Origin of the sequence: Neorhizobium petrolearium (genome assembly GCF_029854435.1) — a bacterium.
Taxonomy (GTDB): Bacteria; Pseudomonadota; Alphaproteobacteria; order Rhizobiales; family Rhizobiaceae; genus Neorhizobium; species Neorhizobium petrolearium.
The window spans coordinates 1,225,085-1,247,529 of record NZ_CP123000.1 but is presented as its reverse complement, the minus strand read 5'-3'; the positions used below and the strand labels follow the sequence as shown (position 1 = coordinate 1,247,529).

General features: G+C 59.7%; 23 protein-coding genes. 14 read left to right on the top strand and 9 right to left on the bottom strand.

Annotation, left to right across the window (positions count from 1 at the left end; genetic code table 11):
* Positions 1-44 precede the first annotated feature (44 nt).
* Positions 45-740 carry a TetR/AcrR family transcriptional regulator gene (locus QEO92_RS06355; RefSeq protein WP_200883945.1) on the bottom strand — a complete coding sequence of 232 codons (696 nt, stop codon included), beginning with the start codon at positions 738-740 and terminating at the stop codon, positions 45-47.
* 183 nt (positions 741-923) lie between these two features.
* Between QEO92_RS06355 and QEO92_RS06350 the strand changes: the two genes are divergently transcribed.
* A complete protein-coding gene (locus QEO92_RS06350) occupies positions 924-1,235 on the top strand; it encodes an NIPSNAP family protein (RefSeq protein WP_037150255.1) in 312 nt (103 codons plus the stop codon).
* Positions 1,236-1,944: 709 nt separating this feature from the next.
* Here QEO92_RS06350 and QEO92_RS06345 read toward each other — a convergent pair.
* Positions 1,945-2,919, bottom strand: a complete 975-nt coding sequence (locus QEO92_RS06345) for an aldo/keto reductase (RefSeq protein WP_227702530.1) — start codon at positions 2,917-2,919, stop codon at positions 1,945-1,947.
* Positions 2,920-3,098: 179 nt separating this feature from the next.
* Between QEO92_RS06345 and QEO92_RS06340 the strand changes: the two genes are divergently transcribed.
* The 11 genes from QEO92_RS06340 (at position 3,099) to QEO92_RS06290 (ending at position 14,738) form a co-directional block, all read left to right on the top strand.
* Positions 3,099-4,133: a GntR family transcriptional regulator gene (locus tag QEO92_RS06340; RefSeq protein ID WP_227702529.1), complete on the top strand. Its 1,035-nt coding sequence runs from the start codon at positions 3,099-3,101 to the stop codon at positions 4,131-4,133.
* 43 nt (positions 4,134-4,176) lie between these two features.
* The gene (locus QEO92_RS06335; protein WP_227702528.1) at positions 4,177-5,712 is read left to right on the top strand and encodes an ABC transporter substrate-binding protein; all 1,536 of its coding nucleotides are present in this window, start codon (positions 4,177-4,179) and stop codon (positions 5,710-5,712) included.
* 62 nt (positions 5,713-5,774) lie between these two features.
* Complete coding sequence (locus QEO92_RS06330) at positions 5,775-6,950, top strand: M24 family metallopeptidase (protein ID WP_227702527.1); 1,176 nt, start codon at positions 5,775-5,777, stop codon at positions 6,948-6,950.
* Between the two features lie 38 nt (positions 6,951-6,988).
* Positions 6,989-7,969 (top strand): ABC transporter permease, encoded by a 981-nt coding sequence (locus tag QEO92_RS06325; RefSeq protein ID WP_227702526.1) that lies wholly within the window; start codon positions 6,989-6,991, stop codon positions 7,967-7,969.
* A 5-nt stretch (positions 7,970-7,974) separates the two neighbouring features.
* Entirely contained in the window at positions 7,975-8,820 is an 846-nt protein-coding gene (locus QEO92_RS06320; protein WP_227702525.1) for an ABC transporter permease, read from the top strand.
* 47 nt (positions 8,821-8,867) lie between these two features.
* Positions 8,868-9,812, top strand: coding sequence for a succinylglutamate desuccinylase/aspartoacylase family protein (locus QEO92_RS06315; RefSeq protein ID WP_227702524.1), 945 nt, complete (start codon positions 8,868-8,870; stop codon positions 9,810-9,812).
* Positions 9,813-9,857: 45 nt separating this feature from the next.
* Positions 9,858-10,847, top strand: coding sequence for an ABC transporter ATP-binding protein (locus tag QEO92_RS06310; protein WP_227702523.1), 990 nt, complete (start codon positions 9,858-9,860; stop codon positions 10,845-10,847).
* A complete protein-coding gene (locus tag QEO92_RS06305) occupies positions 10,840-11,814 on the top strand; it encodes an ABC transporter ATP-binding protein (RefSeq protein WP_227702522.1) in 975 nt (324 codons plus the stop codon). The genes QEO92_RS06310 and QEO92_RS06305 overlap by 8 nt, the downstream gene beginning before the upstream one ends.
* An 11-nt stretch (positions 11,815-11,825) precedes the next feature.
* Positions 11,826-12,305, top strand: a complete 480-nt coding sequence (locus QEO92_RS06300) for a GAF domain-containing protein (RefSeq protein ID WP_227702521.1) — start codon at positions 11,826-11,828, stop codon at positions 12,303-12,305.
* Between the two features lie 13 nt (positions 12,306-12,318).
* Positions 12,319-13,548, top strand: a complete 1,230-nt coding sequence (locus QEO92_RS06295; protein WP_227702520.1) for a metal-dependent hydrolase family protein — start codon at positions 12,319-12,321, stop codon at positions 13,546-13,548.
* A 2-nt stretch (positions 13,549-13,550) separates the two neighbouring features.
* Positions 13,551-14,738 (top strand): hypothetical protein, encoded by a 1,188-nt coding sequence (locus QEO92_RS06290; RefSeq protein ID WP_227702519.1) that lies wholly within the window; start codon positions 13,551-13,553, stop codon positions 14,736-14,738.
* A 258-nt stretch (positions 14,739-14,996) separates the two neighbouring features.
* On the opposite strand, the gene QEO92_RS06285 is transcribed toward QEO92_RS06290, so the two are convergent.
* The 7 genes from QEO92_RS06285 to aztA form a co-directional block, all read right to left on the bottom strand.
* Positions 14,997-15,296 (bottom strand): GNAT family N-acetyltransferase, encoded by a 300-nt coding sequence (locus QEO92_RS06285; protein ID WP_265105674.1) that lies wholly within the window; start codon positions 15,294-15,296, stop codon positions 14,997-14,999.
* A gap of 287 nt (positions 15,297-15,583) precedes the next feature.
* Positions 15,584-15,835 carry a hypothetical protein gene (locus tag QEO92_RS06280; RefSeq protein WP_227702517.1) on the bottom strand — a complete coding sequence of 84 codons (252 nt, stop codon included), beginning with the start codon at positions 15,833-15,835 and terminating at the stop codon, positions 15,584-15,586.
* Between the two features lie 38 nt (positions 15,836-15,873).
* Positions 15,874-16,158 (bottom strand): hypothetical protein, encoded by a 285-nt coding sequence (locus tag QEO92_RS06275; RefSeq protein WP_227702516.1) that lies wholly within the window; start codon positions 16,156-16,158, stop codon positions 15,874-15,876.
* A complete protein-coding gene (locus QEO92_RS06270; protein ID WP_227702515.1) occupies positions 16,155-17,282 on the bottom strand; it encodes a CobW family GTP-binding protein in 1,128 nt (375 codons plus the stop codon). Before QEO92_RS06270 ends, QEO92_RS06275 begins: the two co-directional genes overlap by 4 nt.
* Positions 17,283-17,355: 73 nt before the next feature.
* Positions 17,356-18,351 (bottom strand): zinc ABC transporter substrate-binding protein AztC, encoded by a 996-nt coding sequence (gene aztC / locus QEO92_RS06265; RefSeq protein ID WP_227702514.1) that lies wholly within the window; start codon positions 18,349-18,351, stop codon positions 17,356-17,358.
* A 19-nt stretch (positions 18,352-18,370) separates the two neighbouring features.
* On the bottom strand, positions 18,371-19,237 hold the full coding sequence (gene aztB / locus QEO92_RS06260; protein ID WP_227702513.1) for a zinc ABC transporter permease AztB: 867 nt from the start codon (positions 19,235-19,237) through the stop codon (positions 18,371-18,373).
* Positions 19,230-20,036 carry a zinc ABC transporter ATP-binding protein AztA gene (aztA, locus tag QEO92_RS06255; RefSeq protein WP_227702512.1) on the bottom strand — a complete coding sequence of 269 codons (807 nt, stop codon included), beginning with the start codon at positions 20,034-20,036 and terminating at the stop codon, positions 19,230-19,232. Before aztA ends, aztB begins: the two co-directional genes overlap by 8 nt.
* A gap of 120 nt (positions 20,037-20,156) precedes the next feature.
* Here aztA and QEO92_RS06250 point away from each other — a divergent pair, with 120 nt between their 5' ends.
* On the top strand, positions 20,157-21,146 hold the full coding sequence (locus tag QEO92_RS06250) for a CobW family GTP-binding protein (protein WP_227702511.1): 990 nt from the start codon (positions 20,157-20,159) through the stop codon (positions 21,144-21,146).
* A 40-nt stretch (positions 21,147-21,186) separates the two neighbouring features.
* A complete protein-coding gene (aztD, locus tag QEO92_RS06245) occupies positions 21,187-22,428 on the top strand; it encodes a zinc metallochaperone AztD (RefSeq protein ID WP_227702510.1) in 1,242 nt (413 codons plus the stop codon).
* Positions 22,429-22,445: the final 17 nt, after the last annotated feature.

The following is a 22,445-nucleotide window of genomic DNA, read 5'->3' as shown; positions in this document are numbered from 1 at the left end:
TTCAATAAAATGAATCGACCGTCGTACCAAGCGGCAGGGAAAAATCAGGCCTCGATTTTCGCGTACTGGGCAATCATGGCGTCGAAACCGCTCAAGAACAGGCTGACATGCATCTCGACGACCTGCTCCTGCGGGATGACCTGGCTCGCGTGGTAGATGTGCCTGCGAATCCCGTAGTGTGATATCGCACCGTGGATGATCCAGCCGATCTCGTGGATCGCCTCCGGTTTGACGTTAAGGGGCCTGCCCCGCTCATGGGCAGCTTCCGCCACGATCGTCTCCATGAGCTTCGTGATGATCGATGAAATATAGCTCGGCGCCATGTCCGCTTCGGCCAGCGAGGAGTACAGGAAAAGACGCAGCCAGCGCCGGACGAGCACCGCGTCCAGATATTCGTTATAGAAATCGCACAGCCGGTCGTGCATAGGCCGCGAACGGTCGCTAAGTTCAGCAAACCAGACGGCCTGAAAAGGACCGAGGATCGCCGTATCGTAGACCTCTCTGAGCAAATCTTCCTTGGTCGGGAAGAAACGATACAGAAGACGTTGGGAAATGCCGCAGTCAGCCGCCAGGGCGCGGGTTTGCGCCGTCAGTCCATACTCGGAGAACAGTTCCGTAGCCTTCTCCAGGATCTGGGCACGTCGCTCCATATAGGGCAGACGTTTTCCCTTTTTCTTCGAGGTACCAGGTTTCTTGGCAACAGCCTGGTTGCCTCGCAGATTGGTGGACTTGGCTTTCAACAGACCGTCGCTCCCCGCGATAAATGCATCGTGATTCTCGCCCTTTCTTAGCACGAGCAGGGCCGCAGCGATAAATCGAGCCTATTTTATCGTCAATTGACGAATTACTGTCCACTGTGCATTGTCAGAAGCAGGCTTCCACCGAAACATATCGAGCCGGTCTCCAGGAGAAGGACGTCGCTAATGATTTATGAGCAGCGCATCTATCAAGTAACGCCAGGCACCACCGGCGCCTTTCTGAAGGTATACGAAGCCGAGGGGCTTGGCATCATAACGCAATATGCCAAACTGGTCGGATGCTGGACGACCGAAAGCGGCACGCTGAATTCTGTTGTTTTCATTTGGGCCTACGACGATTTCGGCCATCGTTCGGCACAGCGCGCAAAGTTGGGAGCCGATGCCGCGTGGCAGGCGTTCGTGCCCAAGATTCTTCCCTTCCTTGTCCACCAGGAAAGCCGTTTCTTGCTGCCGACCGCATTCTCGCCCTTGAATTAACCTGTAAACTTAGAGATGCGGCCAAGGCGCCGGTGCGCATTTGCCCTCTCGGATGGCGGCGCGGAGGCGTGCGCAAGCGCCCCGTCGGATCTTCTAGATATGAAACGAAGCAAAGATGCTTGCACCGGAGCCAAAGATTACTGCGATTGGTAGGACGCCCGATATCAAAAATGGCCGGATAAACGACTATTGTGTATGGTTTTGACGATCTGAACCTTCCACCTTGTGCGCGACAAACAGCAAACCACTGAACCTACTGAAGAAAGCGCGTGCTCTCGCTTTCACTGGTTGCCTCTCGATGATCGCGTTCAAACCGCGACTTTTTATTCCTGTATGGTCGCGCCAGCCATCGAGATGGATTTTCGAGGACGCACCTGTCGGGCAACCGGCAGGCGCAACTGCGTCAAGCAGTCTTCTGCCACATATGGCTGACTGTGAGCCAAACCGCTGAGACAAGAAAATGAGGAGCACCGAGGCCAGCATAAAGTTCAATTTCTGAAGCCAATGCATTGAATTCATGTACATTCTCGCTTACGTGCATGAGCCGCGCTCTGCCGCTCGCAAAAGCTGCGAAGTTCTATGCCCCGCGAGCCGGTGTCGGGCACAATGTCGTCTCGTCAACTTGTCTGGAAATGCTCTGGAGTTCATCGAGATAGAATTGAAATGGCTCATTGCCGACCCAACCGACCAGAGCTCGGACCACCGCCGACTACACATGGCCGGCGATCGGTTTCGGCAGATAATGTTGTTCGAGCTCGGCCACGTCCTCTGCGGTCAGGCTGATCTCCAGTGCCTTGACCGCATCCTCAAACTGTTGCGGCTTCGAAATGCCCACGACGGGCGCGGTAATGGCTGGACGGGTTGCGACCCAAGCATAGGCAACCTGCGCCATCGGCTTTCCATGGCGCTCTGCAACGGCCTTAAGCGCTGCTATGACGGTGTCGTCGGCTGCCTTCGAGCGGTCGTAAAGGGCGCGTGCCGTACCATCTGTCTGGCCGCGCTTCGTCTGGTCTTGCGCGCGACCTGCAAGCCGCCCGCGCGCAAGCGGACTCCATGGGACGACACCGATGCCCTCGCTCAGGCAAAGCGGCAGCATTTCCCGCTCCTCCTCGCGGTAGATCAGGTTGTAATGCGGCTGCATGGAAACGAAAGGCGCCCAGCCGTGCTGGCGCTGCAGGCCGATCGCCTTCATGAACTGCCAGGCGAACATGGAGGACGCGCCGAGATAACGTACCTTGCCCGCCCTCACCACGTCGTTCAGTGCATCCAGCGTTTCATCGAGCGGCGTATCGTAGTCGAAGCGATGCAACTGATAGAGATCGATATAATCCGTTCCGAGACGCCTCAGACTGCCATCGACCGCCTCGAAAACATGTTTGCGCGATAGCCCGCGATCGTTCGCGTCGCTGCTCATAGGATTGTAGATTTTGGTCGCAATGACCAGCTTGCGCCGCGGCACGAGATCGAGCAGCACCCTGCCGACTATCTCCTCGCTCTTTCCCGACGAATACATATCCGCCGTATCAAAGAAATTGATGCCGAGATCGACCGCTCTACGGAGAATTTCAGCGCTGTCCTCATAATCGAGCACCCAGGGTGCCCACTCGCTCGATCCGAAGGTCATGCAGCCCAGCGCCAAGCGCGACACTTTGAGCCCCGTACGGCCGAGATTGACATAATCCATTGATACACCTCATGCTTCGGAAGCGCGAGAAAACGCGATATCATCCCTTCAATGAGCCATATAAATGGAAACTTTCCAGGCAATCAATCACTTTGCTGTTTGAATGAGCAAATTCTATCAGGGGGTCTTGTCATCCCCGGAATGCATGGTACGGTCTGTGTATCAACTGAGTATTACACATGTTCACCATCGATGCCTCCAGCATTGACCGCTCTTTGCCGGTGCCAGTCGGCAAGCAACTCTATGGGCTTCTGAGCTACATGCTTTCCTTCGGAGACATGCCCAGGGGTGTGAAGCTGCAATCCGTGCGTCAGCTTGCGGCAGAACTCGATATCGCACCGATGACGGTGGCGGAGGTCTACAAACAGCTACGGGCAGAGGGACTGGTGGAAATCAGGCCAGGCCTCGGCGCCTTCACGGTCTATGAGCCGAACCGGCAGGTCGGACGGGTCGCTCCGGCAAACCTCCTCGGCGCCGATATCGACAATCTGCTGGAGAAGGCGGAAAGTCTCGGCATCTCACCGGTCACCCTCGCCTCAATGGTACAGGCACAGGCAAGGCTCCGGAAGCCTCGAGCCTATCTTAATATCGTCTTCGTCGCGATCTTCGAGGCGCCGGCCCGCGACTATATCGAGCAGATCCGCCCGACGCTTGCCGCAAACGACACACTTGGCCTCGTGACTATTGATCAGGTGCGGGAAAGCGAAGAAATCCGCCGGCAATGCGGCGAAGCGGACCTCGTTCTCACCTTCGTACACCGCGAGGTTGAACTGCGCGGCCTCGTGCCGGATGCGAATATCCTGGCGCTGCGCTTTATCCCGTCGGAACGAACCCGCCAGTCGCTCGCACTTCTCGACCCGCGCACGAAAATCGCGGCCGTCACCCATCTCAAAGATTACATCGCCATCATGCGTCCCAGCGTCCGGGAATTCGCGCCCCATGTCTCGGATATTACGGTGACGTGGTCCGATGCAGAAGACCTTTCCGACATCATCGCCCGCTGCGACGTGGTGATCTACGCTTCTGGCGCGGACCATGTCGCGGATCTCGCCGGTCCCAACAAGCGCTGCTTCGAATATCGCCATGCGCCCGACCCCGGCGTGCTGGAAAACCTCCTGGCACCGGCGCTTGCCGAACTGCGCCACAATAAGATCGCCGACAAGACCCCGGACAAGATCTCCGACCTTGCATCGCGAAGAACGAGAAACCGCTGATATCCAACGCTTTGAATGAATCAGAACCAATAAGGGAACAGACATGAGCAAAGCACTATCGATCACGGCCACGGTCCTGCTTGCGGGACTTTCCTTCGCCGCCTTGTCTGCCGCGCAAGCCGCGACCGTAACCATCGGGACCGATGTCGATGCCGGCACGCTCGATCCGCGGCTTGCCCGCGATACGACGGCCTACCGCACCGCCGACCTCATCTATTCCGGCCTCGTCCACCTGACGCCGGGTTTGGAGGCGAAGCCGGACCTCGCCGAAAGCTGGCAGACGCCCGATCCGACGACTTGGATCTTCAAGCTTCGCCCGAACCTGAAATTCTCCGATGGCAGCCCGCTGACGGCCGATGACGTAGTCTTCACCTTCACGACCATTCTCGCCAAGGATTTCAATGCACCGATGCGCGCCCTCTATACGCCGATCTCGGTGGTCGAGGCAGTCGATTCGCAGACCGTGAAGTTCACGCTTTCCGCACCCTACGCACCGCTGCTCAGCTATCTCGACATCGGCATCGTTCCGAAGGCTCTGGTCGAAGGCGGCACCGATATCGCTCTGAAACCCGTCGGCGCCGGCCCGATGAAGCTCACCTCCTGGACACGAGGCAGTGACATCAAACTCGAGGCCAATCCGAACTACTGGGGCGAACGGCCGAAGGCTGACAAGGTCAGCATCAAGATCATCGGCGACGGCTCGGCTCGCGCCCAGGCCTTCGAGGCAGGCGACCTCGACATCATCCAGTCGCCGCTGGCCCCGCAGGACGTTAAACGCCTCGAAGCCGACAGCCGTTTCGGCCATGTCATCCAGGCCGGGCTCGGTGTCACATACATCAACTTCAACACCAAGGACCCGTTGCTTTCGAGCTTGAAGATGCGCCGGGCATTTTCGATGCTGATCGACCAGAGCACCATCGTCAACGACATCTATCAAGGCGTTGACGAAGTGGCTTCGTCGGTGGTCCTCCCATCGTCCTGGGCCTATTCCGCAGATGTCAAACAGCCGGGTTTCGGCATCGAAGGCGCCAAGGCCCTCTTCAAGGAAGAAGGCTGGAGCGACACGAATGGCGACGGCATCCTCGACAAGGGGGGGAAGCCGCTTGCCGTGACGCTCGCTACCCATAGCGAGGACAGCAACCGCGTCCAGACAATCGAATTCCTGCAGGCGAATTTCCAGGCCGCCGGGATTGACGCCAAGACGCAGATCAGCGACTGGCCCTCCTTTTCGACCAATTACGTCCAGAAGAGCCAACATCAGATCGCACTGCTCGGCTGGCTCAACATCGTCGATCCCGACCGCCTGCTGTTTGCACAACTCACCACCGGCGGCTCAACCAACTGGGGCAGCTATTCAAACCCTGCGGTGGACGATCTCCTGAAGCAGGGCCGCTCCGCAACCACGCAGGCCGACCGAGCCGCAGCCTACCAGAAGGCCGCTAAAGTCCTGGCGGACGAGTTGCCTTACTACATCGTTTCCTATCAGGGCTATCAGCTCTTCTACTCAAAGAGACTGCCTTTCGAGGTGCAGGCAACGTCGCGCGGCAACATGCGCGGCCTGATCGGCCTCAAGGACTGATATCCGTCGCGGGCTGGATATTCCCGGCGCGCTCCAAGCACATTGCAGCCCAGGGTATTCCGATGACTTTTTCACAGCGTCTCGGCGCGGATTTTTATGCGACGATCCATTGCGAAATCCGCGCCCGCATGGAAGTGGCCGGCATCGATCTGCTGCTTTTAGATTCCAATGACGATGTCATCTACACGACCGGCTTCTCGCATTACACAACCGAGCGACCCGTCGTCTTCGCCATTACCGCAACGGACGCGTTTCTGCTCATCCCGGAGCTCGAGCGCACGCATGCGGCGCACCAGAAGATCGCGGCGGAGCCAGTCGTCTATTTCGAGTTTCCAGGCATCGATCCGCCCTTCGCGGTGCTCGGCCGGGCCTTTGCTGGCTTCAAGGGCACTGTTGCCTATGGCCATGCGATCTCGCTTGCGCGCGTAAAGCCGATCGAAACGGCTTTTCCGAACGCCGAACGGATAATCCCCAGCAATATCGTGCAGCAGATGCGGCTCCGAAAATATCCCGAGGAGATCGCCCTCCACCGCGAAGCGGCCCGCCTTTCGGATCGGATGGTCGAAGCCGGCGTCGAACTGATCCGTGAGGCCATGCGCAGGGGGGGGCCGCTGCCGAGCGAGGTAGAGATCGAGTCTCACGTCTCCCGGCACGCCATGCGAACGATGCACGAGGAGCATGAGGACGTCATGCTGGTGCAGGGGCTGGCGAGCGGTCTGGTCTATTCCGGCGCCCGATCCGCCTTTCCGCATGGCATGCCGACTGGCAACCCGGTCAAGATCGGCGAGAGCATCATCCTATCACTCGGCTGCCGGGTCGGCGGACGGGCGGCTGAAAGCGAGCGTACTTTCTTCGTCGGCGAGCCGTCGAAACTGCAGCTGCAACATTATGCCGTCGCCTTCGAGGCGCAACGCATGGCGACCGCAGCACTGATCGCCGGCCATACCTGCGCGTCGGCCGACAACCTCGCGCTTGCCTATATCCGCGACAGCGGAATGAGCAATTGTCTGCTCCACCGTGTCGGTCACGGCATGGGGATCATGTTCCATGAACCGCCATGGGTGGAAGGCGGCGATCAGACCATTTTCGAACCCGACATGATCACCTCGAGCGAGCCCGCGATCTTTGTTCCGGGTTTCGCCGGTTACCGCATTGCCGACACCGTGCTGATCGCGGAGCAAGGGCCGGACAGCATGACGCTCTATCCCCGTAAACTCGAAGACGTCATCATTTCCTGAGGTCACGAACATGGGTTTTAGCCAACGGGAGCTTCACTATGTTAGCCTATATCGTACGCCGTCTCCTGCTGCTGATCCCGATGGCCATCGGCATGGTTGTCGTCACCTTCGGCCTGCTGTTGCTCATCCCTGGAGATCCGGCCTCGGTTCTGCTCGGCCAGGAGGCCTCGGCGGAGGCGATCAACAATTTGCGTAATTCGCTTGGCCTCAATGATCCCTGGTATGTACGGCTCGGCTCCTATTTCCTCCAGCTCTTGCATGGCGACATGGGCCGTTCGATCTTCCAGAACCAGGCGGTGTCAGAAATCATCGCCGGCCGGCTCAGCGCAACGATCGAGCTTGCGGTCGTCGCTCTCTTGCTTGCCTGCATCATTGGCATCTCGCTCGGCGTAATCGCCGCGACCCGGCAGGGTTCACTTGTTGACACGATTTCGATGGTCTTCGCGCAGCTTGGGGTCTCAATGCCGGTTTACTGGCTTGGCCTGTTGCTGATGTTGCTTTTTGCCGTGACACTCGGTTGGCTGCCGGCGATCGGCCGCGGCACGTCTTTCCCGGACGCGATCTGGGCGGCGCTGACTGGCCGACCACAAGTACTGCTCGACAGCCTTTCGCATATTCTTCTGCCGGCGCTGGCGCTGGCTGCGAACTCAGCGGCAATCATCTCGCGCCTCGTGCGCACAGCCATGCTGGAAGTCCTGCGCGAGGATTTCGTTCGCACCGCCTACGCAAAGGGGCTCCGCCGCCAACGCGTCATCATCCGGCATGCGCTACGCAATGCTCTGCTGCCGGTGCTGAGCGTTATCGGCCTGCGCTTCGGCGCGTTGCTCGGCGGTGCCGTGCTGACGGAGACCATCTTCGCCTGGCCCGGACTCGGACAGCTCACCATCACGGCGATCTCGCAGCGCGACCTGCCGTTAATCCAGGGCATCGTACTTACGTTCGCGATCATCTTCGCGCTGGTAAACCTCATCGTCGATCTTCTTTATGCGGTCGTCGATCCGCGCATTCGTTTGGGTTGAAGCTCATGGGCTTACCCAGGCGCTTCCGCAATATCTCGCTCATCTTCGGCACGCTCATCGTGTTCGCGATCGTCGTCTTCGCCGTCTTTGCTCCCTACCTCTCGACGCATGGCATTGAGCAGATGGACATGCGCAACCGCTTCTCCGGCCCAACGCTGACCCATTGGCTGGGCACCGACAATTTCGGCCGGGACCTTTGGTCACGCCTGATTTTCGGAGCACGCGTTTCGCTGACGATCGCCTGCATTTCGGTTGTCGTCTCCGCCGTCATCGGCACGGCGGTCGGGCTTGCGGCCGGTTATTTCGGCGGTTGGACCGATCTGATTTTGATGCGGATCACCGATATCTTCCTCGGCTTCCCAGCCATTGTCCTGGCTCTTGCTATCGTCGCGGTGCTAGGCCCTGGCATGGTCAACGTGGCGATCGCCATCATCGTCGTCGCCTGGACGGAATATGCCCGCGTGGTGCGCGCCACGACGCTGGTGCTGCGTGAGCAGAATTACGTGCAGGCCGCCAAGGCACTCGGCGCCCATCCGGTCCGTATCCTTGTCAAGGAAATCCTGCCGAATGCGATGGGGCCGCTCATAGTGCTTGCCTCGCTCGGCTTCGGCGCCGCGATCATTTCGGAATCGGCGCTTAGCTTCCTCGGTTTCGGTCTGCCGCCACCGACACCGACTTGGGGGTGGACGTTGGCCTACGGCACCCGCTTCATGCGCGACGAACCGTGGCTGGCAATCATTGCCGGCGCCACGATCATGGTGACCGTCCTCGGCTTCAACCTGCTCGGCGACGGTCTGCGTGACGCGCTCGACCCCCGCCATCTCTCTCGCTCCGCGGGCAAGAAGAAATAGGCAAAACCCTTCGGATCCACACGACACGACGCTGAAAGGAAACCTCCATGGTCAAGTCGATCAACAAGCTTCGCCACAAGTTCACCACCCACGCGGACGGCAGCGATGCCGTGATCTTCATGCACGAGCTGGTGGGTGAACAGGACGGCCCGACCGTTGGGATTTCCGCCTCGATCCACGGCAACGAAAACACCGGCTCGCAGGCGATCCTCGACCTGTTCCGCATCATCAACGCCATGCCGCTTAGGGGCCGGATCGTGCTGCTTCCGGTCGCCAATCCGCGTTCCTTCGCCGTCAACCACCGCCACAACCCACTAGACCAGTTGAACCTCAATCGCGAATTTCCGGGCGACCCGCGCGGCACATACAGTCAGCAGCTCGCCGACGCGCTGGCGCATGAGTTCTATGCCAAGATAGACTACAATCTCGACCTGCATTCCGGCACCGACCGACCGACCGTCGATTACGTCTACATCTGGAACGACGAGCCGCTGTCGCGCGCCTTCGGTTCGAAGATCCTATATCGCCCGACTATCGGAAAGACCGGCACGATCTATCAGGGGACCAGCAAGTCCGTTTCCATGGACCGCCACGGCACCAAGGTCGTGACAATCGAACTCGGCGGCGGCATCATCGACCAGACGCCATATACGAAGCGCACCGTCGACGGCCTCCTCAACCAGCTGCGCCTGATCGGCTCGATCGAAGGTGAGGTAAAGCCGAACCCGAAACAGGTCGTCGTCACCGAACTCGTCGGCATCCGCCCGAAGCATGGCGGCTGGCTGGAGCCCCTGTCGCCGGCAAACGGGGAGATCATCAAGGGCGGCTCGCTGCTCGGCCGCGTCATCAGCCCCTATGATTTCGAGACGATCGAGGAAATCGCGACGCCGTTCGAAACCGGCATCATGGTCATGCAGCACCTGACCCGCAACCTGGTCGAGGCCGGCGATTACGGCTTCATGGTCGGCAATATCGAAGGGTCTACCGACTGAAAGAAACACTTCGGCAAATGGATTGAACGGGTGCAAGATCGGGCAATGGAAAAGACGATGGAACCGGCACTTGCTGTCAGCGACCTGAATGTCGAAATCCTTGGAGAAAACGGGGCCTTCCCTGTCGTCTCCGAGATGAGCCTTTCGGTCCACCCCGGCGAGACGGTCTGCATCGTCGGCGAAAGCGGTTGCGGCAAATCGATGACCGCGCTTTCGCTGCTTCGCCTGCTTCCCGACAGCGCCCGTGTCGCGTCCGGTTCGATCAAGATCCATGGCGAGGATTTTCTCGCCATGGATCAGCGCAGGGTGGAGGATTTTCGTGGCGACAAGATCGCTATGATCTTCCAGGAACCGCTGACGGCGCTGAACCCTGTGCTGACGATCGGCGAGCAGATCGCCGAATCCGTTCGCCAGCACCGCAAGCTCCGCAGACGCGAGGCCTTTGCCCGGGCCGTCAAATGCCTGGAACTGGTGCAGATGCCGGATCCGCAACGCCGCGCATACCAATATCCGCACGAGCTTTCCGGCGGGATGCGGCAACGCGCGATGATCGCGCTGGCACTCGCCTGCGAGCCGAAGATCATCATCGCTGACGAACCGACGACCGCGCTCGACGTTACCGTCCAAGCGCAGATCCTCGGCCTGATCTCGGACCTGCAGAACCGGCTCGGCACGGCGCAGATCCTGATCACCCACGACCTCGGCGTTGTCGCCGAAATCGCTGACCGGGCGATAGTCATGTATGCAGGCCGGCGGGTCGAGGAATGTAGCGTCTTCGAGCTGTTCGACAACCCGATTCACCCCTACACGATCGGCCTGATGGGCGCCATCCCGCGCCGTGGCGAGACGCAGGCCGCGCCGGAGCGGCTGGTCGATATTCCCGGGACCGTGCCGCCACTCTGGGACCTGCCGAAGGGCTGTGCCTTTGCCCCCCGCTGTCCCGGTGCGTCTGCCCGTTGCCTGAATGAACGCCCTCCCTTCATCGAAAAGAAGCCCGGCCATTTCGCCGCCTGCTGGAAGCACGACAATGTCTGAGAACGCGGCCCCTCTTCTATCGGTCGAAAACCTCAAGGTGCATTTCGCCATCCGCGCCGGCATTTTCCAGCGGCGGATCGGCGAGGTGAAAGCCGTCGACGGCGTGTCCTTCTCGATTGGATCTGGCGAAACGCTCGGCCTTGTCGGCGAAAGCGGTTGCGGCAAGTCGACGACGGGACTGGCGTTGATGGGGCTCGTGAGATCTACCGACGGGCGGATCGTCATGCACGGGGCGGAACATGTGACGCAGATGGGTAACGTGCCGCGCTCCCACCGGCGCCGCATGCAGATCATCTTTCAAGACCCGTTCTCCTCGCTCAATCCGCGCCAGAAGGTGCGCGACATCATCCGCGCGCCGCTCGATATCCACGGGGTCGGCTCTATCGAAGAACGGCGGGCAGAGGTAGCAAAACTCATCTCGCTGGTAGGGCTAAGGCCCGACCAGGCCGACAATTTCCCGCACCAGTTTTCCGGAGGCCAGCGCCAAAGGATCGGCATTGCCCGGGCGCTGGCGCTGAAGCCCGATATCATTGTCTGCGACGAACCGGTCTCGGCCCTGGACGTCTCGGTGCAGGCGCAGATCCTCAATCTTCTTGCCGACCTGCAGAAGGAACTGGGCCTTTCCTATCTGTTCATCTCACATGATCTCGGGGTGGTGGAGCATGTCTCGCACCGGGTGGCAGTCATGTATCTTGGCAAGATCGTCGAGACGGGACCGAAAAAGGCGATATTCTCCAAACCGCTGCATCCCTATTCGGGACTGCTGCTGCGCTCCGCGCCGTCGCACGATCCACACCACAGGCATAAGTTCAGTGCCGTCAGCGACGACATTCCAAGCGCGACGCGAAAACCGTCCGGCTGCGCCTTCCACACCCGCTGCCCGCTCGCGACCGACATCTGCAGGCAGACCGAACCAAAACTTGAACGAAAGGCCGACGGCCAGTCCGTCGCCTGCCACCACCGATAGGGAATTTTAGGATGACCGAAGACTTGATCGAGCTTCTCGCAGAACCGGGCCAGCCAAATTTCTTCTTCGACGCGTTGGACGCCGCACTCGCAGCCCGGGTCGGGCACAGGCTGCTGACTCTGCTCTACAAGGACGGCGACGAGGTGGCGCGGGTCTACTCCAATATGCCGGATGTCTATCCGGTTCTTGGCCGCAAGCCGATGGGCATCACCCCTTGGGGCGATCTGGTGCTGCACCGCCAGCAGCCCTTTCTTGGGCGTGACCGTGAGGCGATCAAATGGGCATTTTTTGATCACGAGTTGATCGCCAGCCTCGGCCTCAACTCGGCGATCAATATCCCGGTCGTCTACGACGGCAAGACGATCGGCACGATCAACCTGCTTCACGAGGAATATTTCTACGAGGAAAGGCATGTCGAGATTGCAAAGAAATTCGCACCGCTGCTGATCCCCGCCTTCCTCGAAGCGAGCCGCGTCGGCGCCAAAGGCTAAAAGGAAAAGAACCGTGTCCGCTATTCTCTTCGAAAACGCTCGCGTCGTCGACGGAACGAGCCCGGAGCCAAGCGAGCCGATGTCGATTCTCATCGAAGGCGATACGATCAGGGAAGTCTCCCGTTCCATTTCCAGCGCCTCGGCCGAGAGGATCGATCTTTCCGGCAAGGTGCTGATGCCGGGCCTGATCGATGCGCATGTGCATGTGATCGCCGGCATGGCGAACCTTGGCCAAAACGCCAAACTTCCCGACCCAGTCGTCACCGTGCGCGCCTTCAAGATCATGGGCGAGATGCTGATGCGCGGTTTCACCACCGTGCGCGATCTCGGCGGCGCGACCTCCGGTCTCCTAGCCGCAACCGAGGAAGCGCCCTGGCCGACGCCGCGGCTCAACATCTGCGGCAAGGCGCTCTCGCAATCCGGGGGGCATACGGATTATCGCGGCCCCTACGACGATCACCCGCCTCCGAAGACCGGCCATACCCTCGGCAATCTCGGCCGCATCTGCGATGGTGTGCCGGAAGTCCGCAAGGCGGCGCGCGAGGAGCTGAAATCCGGCGCTCATTTCATCAAGGTCATGGCAAACGGCGGCATCGCCTCGCCAACCGACCCGATCCATTTCCTGGGCTTTTCGCGTGAAGAGCTGATCGCCGCCGTTGAGGAAGCCGAAAATGCCGGAACCTACGTCGCGGCCCACCTCTACACGGACAAGGCGATCCGCAGGGCAATTGAATGCGGTATCCACTCGCTGGAACACTGCAACCTGATCACCCCAGAGACGGCCAAATTCGCAGTGGAAAACGGCTGCATCTCGGTGCCGACGCTCGTCACCTATGAAAAGCTCGGCATCGAAGGCGCCGCGCTTGGTTTGCCGGCCGCCTCCGTTGCCAAGGTGGATTCAGTGCGGCTTGCCGGCATGGAATCGCTTTCGATCATGCGAGCGGCCGGGCTGCCGATGGCCTATGGCACCGACCTTCTCGGCGAAATGCACCGGCACCAGTCCGAAGAATTCGTGATCCGCTCGCGTGTATTGCCCGCTCATGAGGTAATCGCCTCTGCCACCTATGTCGCCGCGAAACTACTCAGGATGGAAGGCAAAATAGGCTGCATCTCGCCCGCCGCTTTTGCCGATCTGATCGTGATCGACGGCAATCCGCTCGACGACATGTCGCGGCTCACCCATCAGGGCGCCCATATGCCGATCATTATCAAGAACGGCAGTTTCGTGAAAAGTCGGAGGTAGAAATGGAGTTGGGAGGAGAATTGGCGGCGATAACGGCCGGTCTTGACGTCCTCTATCGCAGCCGCAATCGCAATGCAGGCATTCTGGATGCCGAAGGGCTCATACCCGTCGCTGTCGCCACGATATCGCCGCATCGATTTGACAGCTACGACGAAGTGGAAGCCGCCCTCCTGCTCTTTCGCGATCGTCTCGGGCATGCCGAAACCGCGCTGCGTGGGGATTGGCTTAACGAGATGTCCGACTCGCTGCTCGCCCTGATTGCCACATTCCGCGGCGATCCCGTCAGTTTCGGTGAAAGGCTGGAGCGGCAGATCCGTGTCGACGTCCGCGATATACCCGAAGAGATTATCGCGGGATATCACAGAGGGATTCGCGAGGTGTTGGACGAACTGGGCTTTCGCGGCGGAAGCCTCTTTGAGGATTTCGCGGGCTGGGAGCAGCGCGCCCGGATACCATCAGACAAGGTGCTTGACGTGCTTGGGGAATTTCAACGTCAGGCACGAACGCGCTGCAGTATTCTGGCGACCGCATTAAGGGCAGATTGGGTGGATGGCGAATGGATCAAACCTATCGCCCAGCGGGACGTGCCATATTCGGCCTATTGCGATTTCGCCGGCAGACGGCTGCTGCTCAATGTCGACTTTCCCTACACTGCTTTCAGCCTCAAGCATCTGGCAGTCCACGAGGCTTTTCCGGGCCATCTCCTTCACCTGAAACTGCGCGAAAAGCGCGTGGCGGAAGGCTTTCTGCCGCTTGATGCCGCCCAAGTGGTCACGAGTTCGGCAAGTTCGGCCATTTTTGAAGGCATCGCCGACAATGGCATGCAATTTCTCGATTGGATCGAAACGCCGGAGGATCATCTCGGACACTTTCTGCAGCGCCTTCGTTCCGCTCTCAGGTGTCGCGCCGCCTGGCTACTGCTTGGCGAGGGGCAATCCTTTGATGAGGTCGTGCAGAATATCGCGGCTGCTTCCCTGCAGTCTCCTGACGTTACCCGATCCCGCCTCGCCTTCCTTCGTCATGATTTGCGCGCTCCTTTCGTCTACGCATACTGGTGCGGAGAGATGGCGGTTCACTCGGTCTGGTCCAAGACAACGGTTGAAGAAAAAGATGAGTTTTGGGACTATCTCTACAGCAACATGCACACGCCGAATACGCTGGCGAAACATTGGCTTAGTCGCGGCTCTTGACGGCATTCGAGCCGACATATGCCTTGCGTCCTAACGTTATCAGTCACTCGTCCAATACGCTCTGTGCGTTGACACCTTGCGATCAACCGCGCATCCCACGCTTCCCTTCAAGCCGAGCCGCTCGATCCGCACATAAAGCGCGCTCTTGGCGATGCCGAGGTCACGGGCAGCGGAGGTCAGGTTGCCCGATGCCGGCGTCAGCTTTGGCCTGTTCCTATTTCGAGCAGACACGATTTTTTGGTACTTTTGCTGGACCAATCACCCAAGCGAGTGAGACGCCAAGGCATAAACAGTCGCGCTGCAACTCTGCCCTGTGCCATAACTGGCCTCTTCCCGGGTTACCATAGTCGTCACCGTATAGTGGACGCTGAGGCCGCATTGCTGGACGAAGGATGCGAAGGCGCCTTTGTCGAAATGAGTATCGATGCGCAGGAAGCCGCCGGCATGGGCCACAACCTGCGGATGGGTGACCCTGATCGCATCCGCGTCGCAGGCGGCGACGACCGGATCCACGAGATGCCCCCGCCCGAAACGGCGGCGCATCGAATAGGAACGCAACCCTTTTTCCTTCGTAACGACCAGAGCTGATGGAACTGTCGAACAGCCGCAGGAGATGTTGGTGGCGAATCGCGCCGAAAGCCGGTGCATCGAGCGCGATGATCGCCTCCAGATCACCGCGATCGAGCTTGCGCAGAGTAAGCCCGCGCGCCTTGGCCCGTTGCCTCAACTGCCACTGCAGGCAGGGAGGACGCATACTTTGCGCCACTTTAGGATCTGTGCAGATCCTCTGGCAATTTCAGCCTGATATCGACAAAAAGGCGGCACCAGACCTAGCGGGGCATGCCCTATCGGCAGCGCCTAGCTGCGGCTAGTGTCGCTTGGCAGTTGACTACCAAGGACACAAGCGCGCCCTGCTTGTCAGTGGTAACAAGCGTCTCGGCGGCCTGGAGACGGTTAAAGACATAGCCGGTCTGCGCCGGTACGATGCCGGTGATTTCCCACGGGCCAACCACTCTCAGGGCCTCAGCCCCGTACAAATTTACCGGCAGCGATCCAGCGAGCACGAGTGTGAGGAAATGCGCTTTGGCGATGCGCATGCAATTTTCTCCGTTTCAATTTGATAATGGTGCAAAGATCAGTCGGGGTCGGAGGCAGCGGAAAACGCATGGGCCACGTCGTCTTCCGTCACGTCCATCATCGCCTTGTGAATCGAGGCATGGGCCGTCTCTGTGCCCTGCATCACGAGGATCACGGTCTCTCTGAGAGGGCAGCCCGGCACATGGCAGGCAAGCTCGCTTACCGAAACAACAGCTTCGTCCCGTAGCGAGAGCAACTTGCGCGCCCAGGATTTGATCGTGCGAACGCTGTTGATGACCGACGGTCCATTCCGTGCCAATTGGTTGACGAATGCCTCGCTCATGCCGCACCTCGCTTGGCTCTCGCCGCGCGCGGAGCCAGTACCTCGAAGAGATCGCGGATGGGCTTGGCCGGCATGTCCTGGCCGATGAGGACAACCCGGCTGCGGTGATCTTCGTCCGGCCAGCGTTCGAGGCGCTTTAGCGGATAGAGCCGGTGCTGCACGGCGTGGGCGACCAGCGGACGGGCCGGGTCGTCGGTGAGCGCGAAGAGACCCTTCAGGCGCAGAAGACCAGAGCCGACATTGGTCGTCACGATATGCAGGAAGGTCTCGACGGCCTGCGGCGAGAGAGGCACATCATGGCTCAAGCTGATTGCCTCGATCTCATCCCCATGCCGATTGGGGTCGTGGGCATGATCTGCGTGAGCCCCAAGCCTTTCCATCGCCAACCAGCCAGGCACATCCTCGGCCTTGCCCGCGACGCAGTAAGCGCCCTCGGCGAATAGTGCGGCGAGACTAAACCCCCGTCGGTGGCGATCATGGTAGACTGCCGCCGGATTAAGAGCTCTCAGTTCATCCGGCCAGTCGTGAGCCGTATCTGCGATATCGGTCTTGGTCAGGACGACATGATCGGCAAAGGCGAGCTGCTTCCAGCCTACCATGAAGCTGTCGAGCGTAGCGCGTCCATCCAGCACGTCGAAGGTCGTCACAACGCGGGCGAGATGGAAATGGCGGGCCACGACATGATCCCTCAACCCCATTGCAGGTGACCCGCCGGGAATAATGCTGTTGATGATGGGCGCGGGATCGGCCAGTCCCGTCGTCTCGATCACCACCCGTGAGACAGGTGGTATGTCGCCGCGAAACCGCGCCTCGTGAAGATCTGAGAGGGAGCTTTTGATGTCGCTTGTCGCCGTACAGCAGATGCAGCCGGTGGTCGTCCGGAAATAGGTTTCGGAACCTTTGCGGACGAGATCGTGGTCGATCGCAACTGTGCCGAACTCGTTGACGATAACGGCCGTCCCGTGCATGCGCGGATCAGCCAAGATGTCGTTCAGCAGCGTTGTCTTGCCCGAGCCAAGAAAGCCGGTCAGGAGCGTGACCGGGACGGAATCATAGAGCCGTCTCACATCGTCCTGCGTGGTGCCGGGTGCGTTGTGCGAACGCGTGAACAGGCCGCCAAGCATGTTGCAGTAAACCCCTTTGGTCTGAATGCCGGTGGCAGAGGCCTGCCCGGCATGAGCCGGGCAAGCCTTGTGATCAGCTTCCGAGGATCGCGGCCTTCAACGTGTTCACGTTGTAGCGGAACATGTCGATATAGGTGGACGCTGGGCCTCCTTTGCCGGAAAGTGCGTCGGAATAGAGCGTGCCGCCGATCGTCAGGCCGGTTTCCCGGGCGATTTGCTCGGCGAGGCGCGAATTGGTGATGTTTTCGACAAAGATGGCCGAAGCCTTGTCTTCCTTTACCTGGTCGACGAGCTTGGCAACGTCGGCGGCGGATGCCTCCGCTTCCGTCGACACGCCTTCCGGCGCGATGAACTTCAGGCCGTATTCGTGCTCGAAATAGCCGAAGGCATCGTGCGAGGTGATGATGGTGCGCTTGTCCTCGGGGATAGCTGCAACTGCGGCCTTCACCTCGGCCTCCAGGTCGGCGAGCTTTGCCAGATAGGCCTGCGAATTGGCGGTGTATGTCGCGCAACCGGCCTTGTCCGTTTCGCAGAAGGCATCGGCGATGTTCTTAACATAGATCTCGGCATTGTGGATCGACTGCCAGGCATGCGGATCGAACTCGCCGTGATGATGACCTTCATGATCGCGGTCATGGGCGGTTTCGACCTTTTCTTCGGTGGCGTGATCATGTTCTGCCTCCGCATGAGCCTCGTTCTCGTGGTGGTGCTCCTCTTCAGCAGTTTTCAGGGGCTCGATGCCTTTGCTGACTTCGACGACCGGTGCCTTGGTGCCACTCGTTTCGATCAAGCGCGACATGAAGCCTTCGAATTGCAGGCCGTTGACCAGAACGACCTGCGCCTGTTCGAGGGAAGCCGCATCTGCCGGTCGCGGTTCATAGACATGCGCGTCGCCATCGACCGGGACGAGCGTCGAGATCTCGACGCGGTCCCCGCCCACGTTCTTGGCGAGGTCAGCGATGATCGAAAAGCTCGCAACAACCTGGAGTTCGGCTGCAGAAGCGTTGGACGCGAAAGCGCCAAGGGTGAGAATGCTGGCAAACGTAGCAAAACGGAATGTCCTGAACATGGGGATCTCCTTGTGAGTATCAGGTGGCCTTATGCCGGCGCGAGGGGAGCGCGCTGGCAAGTACGCCTCTTCGGCCGAAAAGAGCGGAGAGGATGTAGACGACACCGGCGACCATGATGATCGCCGGGCCGGATGGCATGGAGGCGTGATAGGACAGCAGCAAGCCGCCCAGCGACGAGGCGACGGCGATCGCAATCGCAACCAGGCACAGCGCGCGGACATCGTTCGACCAGAAGCGCGAGGCCACAGCCGGCAGCATCATAAGGCCTACCGACAGCAGTGTTCCAAGCGCCTGAAAGCCGCCGACCAGATTGAGGACAACGAGAACGAGAAACAGGAAGTGCGTCGGCCCGCCAATACGGCTGACGGAGCGCAGAAACAGCGGGTCAAGGCATTCAGCCACCAGCGCTCGCCAGAAAATACCAAACGCCAGGAAAGTCACGAGAGCAATTGCCAGGATCAATCCCAGCGCCTCGTTGTTGAGCGCGAGCACGGAGCCGAACAACACGTGCATCAAGTCGACGCTCGATCCACGCCAAGAGACGAGAAGGACCCCGACGGCCAGCGAAATCAGGTAGAAGGCCGCCATGGAAGCATCTTCCTTCTGGACCGTAAAGCGCGACACAAAGCCGGACCCGAGCGCCACGAGCAGCCCCACGACCAGACCGCCCGTCGTCATCGGCAGGATGTCGAGCCCGAACAGCAGAAAGCCGAGTGCGGCGCCCGGCAGGATGGCATGAGACATCGCATCGCCCGTCAGGCTCATGCGCCGAAGCATGAGGAACACACCAACCGGCGCGCAACTGACGGAAAGGAGTAGCGATCCGAAAAGCGCCCGCTGCATGAAGCCGTATTGCAAGAAGGGAGAGACCAACCATTCAAACATGGACCGCAGTCCTCTGTCGGTCCGCAGCCTGGCCGGGAAGTCCGCTATCGATGCGGTCTTTCGCGACCTGCTGCCCTTCGCACCAGCCGGCCGTTTCGTCCCAGGCTTCCTGGAATGACCGGGCACGCAGAAGGTTGTCCGACGTCATGACATCCGGCGTTGAGCCCCAGGCCACCAACTGACGCGCGATCAGCAGCGTCTGCGGAAAATGCGCGCGTACCAGCGCATGGTCGTGAAGAACGCAAAGGATCGTGCGATTTTCGGCAGCCCACTGTTTTATGAGAACCAGGAGGTCGCGAATCGTCCGCTCGTCCACGGCATTGAAGGGTTCGTCGAGCAGAATCAGATCGGCGTTCTGCAGCATGGAGCGTGCGAAGAGAGCCCGCTGCATCTGCCCGCCGGAGAGACTGTCGAGCGGCCGTTTATCAAAACCCGAAAGGCCGACGGCCTCGAGACAGCCAGCAAGCTTTATCCTGTCTTCACGGGTAATGCGACCGAGAAGACCCCTCTCCTGCCAGAAACCCAACGATACGAGATCAATCACCCGTGCCGGAAAGGTACGGTCGATTTCGGATTGTTGCGGGAGATAGGCGAGCCGCTTGAACGAGGCTGTACAGTCACCACTGATTGGCTTGAGGATGCCTGCTACACCCTTCATCAGGGTAGACTTGCCAGACCCGTTGGCGCCAACGACTGCCGTCAGCGAACCACGCTCAACCAGACCAGAAAGGTGATGGACCGCCGCGTGGCCCTGATAGCCGAGTGTCAGATTGTTGAATTCCAGATAAGTGTCGCTCATCGCAGCCTCGGGGATTGACAGCGACTGCATATGTAATGTTATTACGTCCGTCAATCGAAAATGTTACGTAATAACATAAACTCCAGCAACTCGATGGACGCCCCGATGAGGAGATCAATCATGTCGCAGCAGAACGAACCCACCCCCGTGACGGTGCTGACCGGATATCTCGGTGCCGGCAAGACCACGCTTCTCAACCGCATTTTGACCGAGCCGCACGGCAAGAAATTCGCCGTCATCGTCAACGAGTTCGGCGAGGTCGGGATCGACAATGACCTGATTGTCGAGTCGGACGAGGACGTGTTCGAGATGAACAATGGTTGCATCTGCTGCACGGTGCGAGGAGACCTGATCCGCATCATCGAAGGCCTGATGCGCCGTCCCGGCCGCTTCGACGGCATCCTCATCGAGACGACGGGACTCGCGGATCCCGCGCCGGTGGCCCAGACCTTCTTCGTCGACGAGGATGTCAGGTCGAAGACCCGGCTGGATTCGATCATCACCGTCGTCGACGCCAAGCATCTTCTCGGTGAGATCGACCGCGCTCATGAGGCGCAGGAACAGCTCGCATTTGGCGATACGATCATCCTCAACAAGACCGATCTCGTCAGTGCCGAGGACTTAGCTGCCGTCGAGCAGCGCATCCGGCGGATCAATCCCACCGCCAGCATCATCAGAGCGACCCGTTGCGACATCGATATCGCGAGCCTTCTGGATCGCAAGGCATTCGACCTCGATCGCATCCTTGAGGTCGAGCCCGACTTTCTCGATGAGGAACACGAGCACGAGCATGACGACCATGTCACCAGCTTCTCGCTCGTCGAGCGCGAGCCTATGGATCCGGGCAAGTTCCTGAACTGGCTGCAGACGACGGTTCAGGCCTTCGGAATGGACATGCTGCGGATGAAGGGGATCATCTCCTTTGCCGGCGACAACGACCGCTTCGTCGTCCAAACGGTGCATATGCTGCTGGAAGGCGATCACCAGCGAGCCTGGAAGGAGGATGAGGACCGGGTGACCCGGCTGGTCTTCATCGGTCGTGATCTGCCCAAGGACATCATCAGCGATGGCTTTGCCAAGTGCCGTGCGGTTCGACAGGCCGCCGAGTAAATCGCCGCGCGTAATAAAACACCATGAAGAAAGGAACCCGATGAGACTGTCTCTCACCCGAAACCGACTGCTCTCTGCCGTGGCAGTAGCGTCATTGACCTTCGCAGCACCCGGCGTCTTTGCCGACGAGGCTCACGAGACGACCGAAGCCTGGCGCCTCTTCGTCGCCGACCATACAAATCCGGTCGTGCGTGTCATCGACTTCACTGACGGCAAGGAACTCGCCCGTTATGACGTCAATGGCTACGCAGCCCTGACCGCGAGTGCCTCTGGCCAGACAGTGTTCGCCACGCAGTCGGACCACGACATCGTGCATGTCATCAAGACCGGCATCGACTTCTCCGATCATGGGGATCATCGCGATCTCGAAGTCTCCGATGTCGCCTTGTTGCCCATCACGTTTGAAGGCAAGCGGCCATTCCACGTGGTGCCGCATGACGATCATGCCATCCTGTTCTACGATCGCGGGGGCAAGGCTGACATCATTGATGAGGCAGCCCTTCTTGAGGGTAAAGCCGAGTTCAAGACAATCGATACGACCAAGCCGCACCATGGCGTGGCAGTAACAATGGGCCGCTACGTGCTCGTCTCGGTCCCAAATACAGAGATTGAAACGAAGCCAGATGAATTGCCGCCGCGCATTGGTCTTCGCGTCGTGGATGAAAAGGGCGAGCAGGTTGGCGAGATGGCTACATGCACCGACCTTCACGGTGAGGCGACCTCGGCCCGCCTCGTCGCCTTTGGCTGCAAGGAGGGCGTCCTTGTTGTCCGCCCGGGCGGACTTGATGGGCCGAAGTTGACGATGCTGCCCTATCCGGCCGATTTCCCGAAGGCCCACACCGGCACACTCCTCGGCGGCAAGGCGATGCAATTCTTCCTCGGCAACTATGGCGATGACAAGCTGGTGCTGATCGACGCGGATGCCGAACAACCCTACGAGCTGATCGAGCTGCCGACGCGACGCGTCGATTTCCAACTCGATCCAGCAGAACCGCGCAATGCCTATATCCTGACAGAAGACGGCGACCTGCATGTTCTCAATGTCGTCAAGGGCGAAATCGTCAATAAGGTGAAGGTCACAGAGCCTTACAGCAAGGATGGCCATTGGCGCGATCCGCGCCCGCGCCTTGCTGTCGCCGATGGCCAGATCGCAATTACCGACCCGCGCCATTCTCTCGTTCGCGTTGTCGATGCCGAGACACTGAGGGAAACGCGCACCATCGCGGTCGAGGGGCAGCCCTTCTCAATCGTTGCCGTCGGCGGCTCGGGCGCTTCGCACTGATACGATGAAACCTCTGC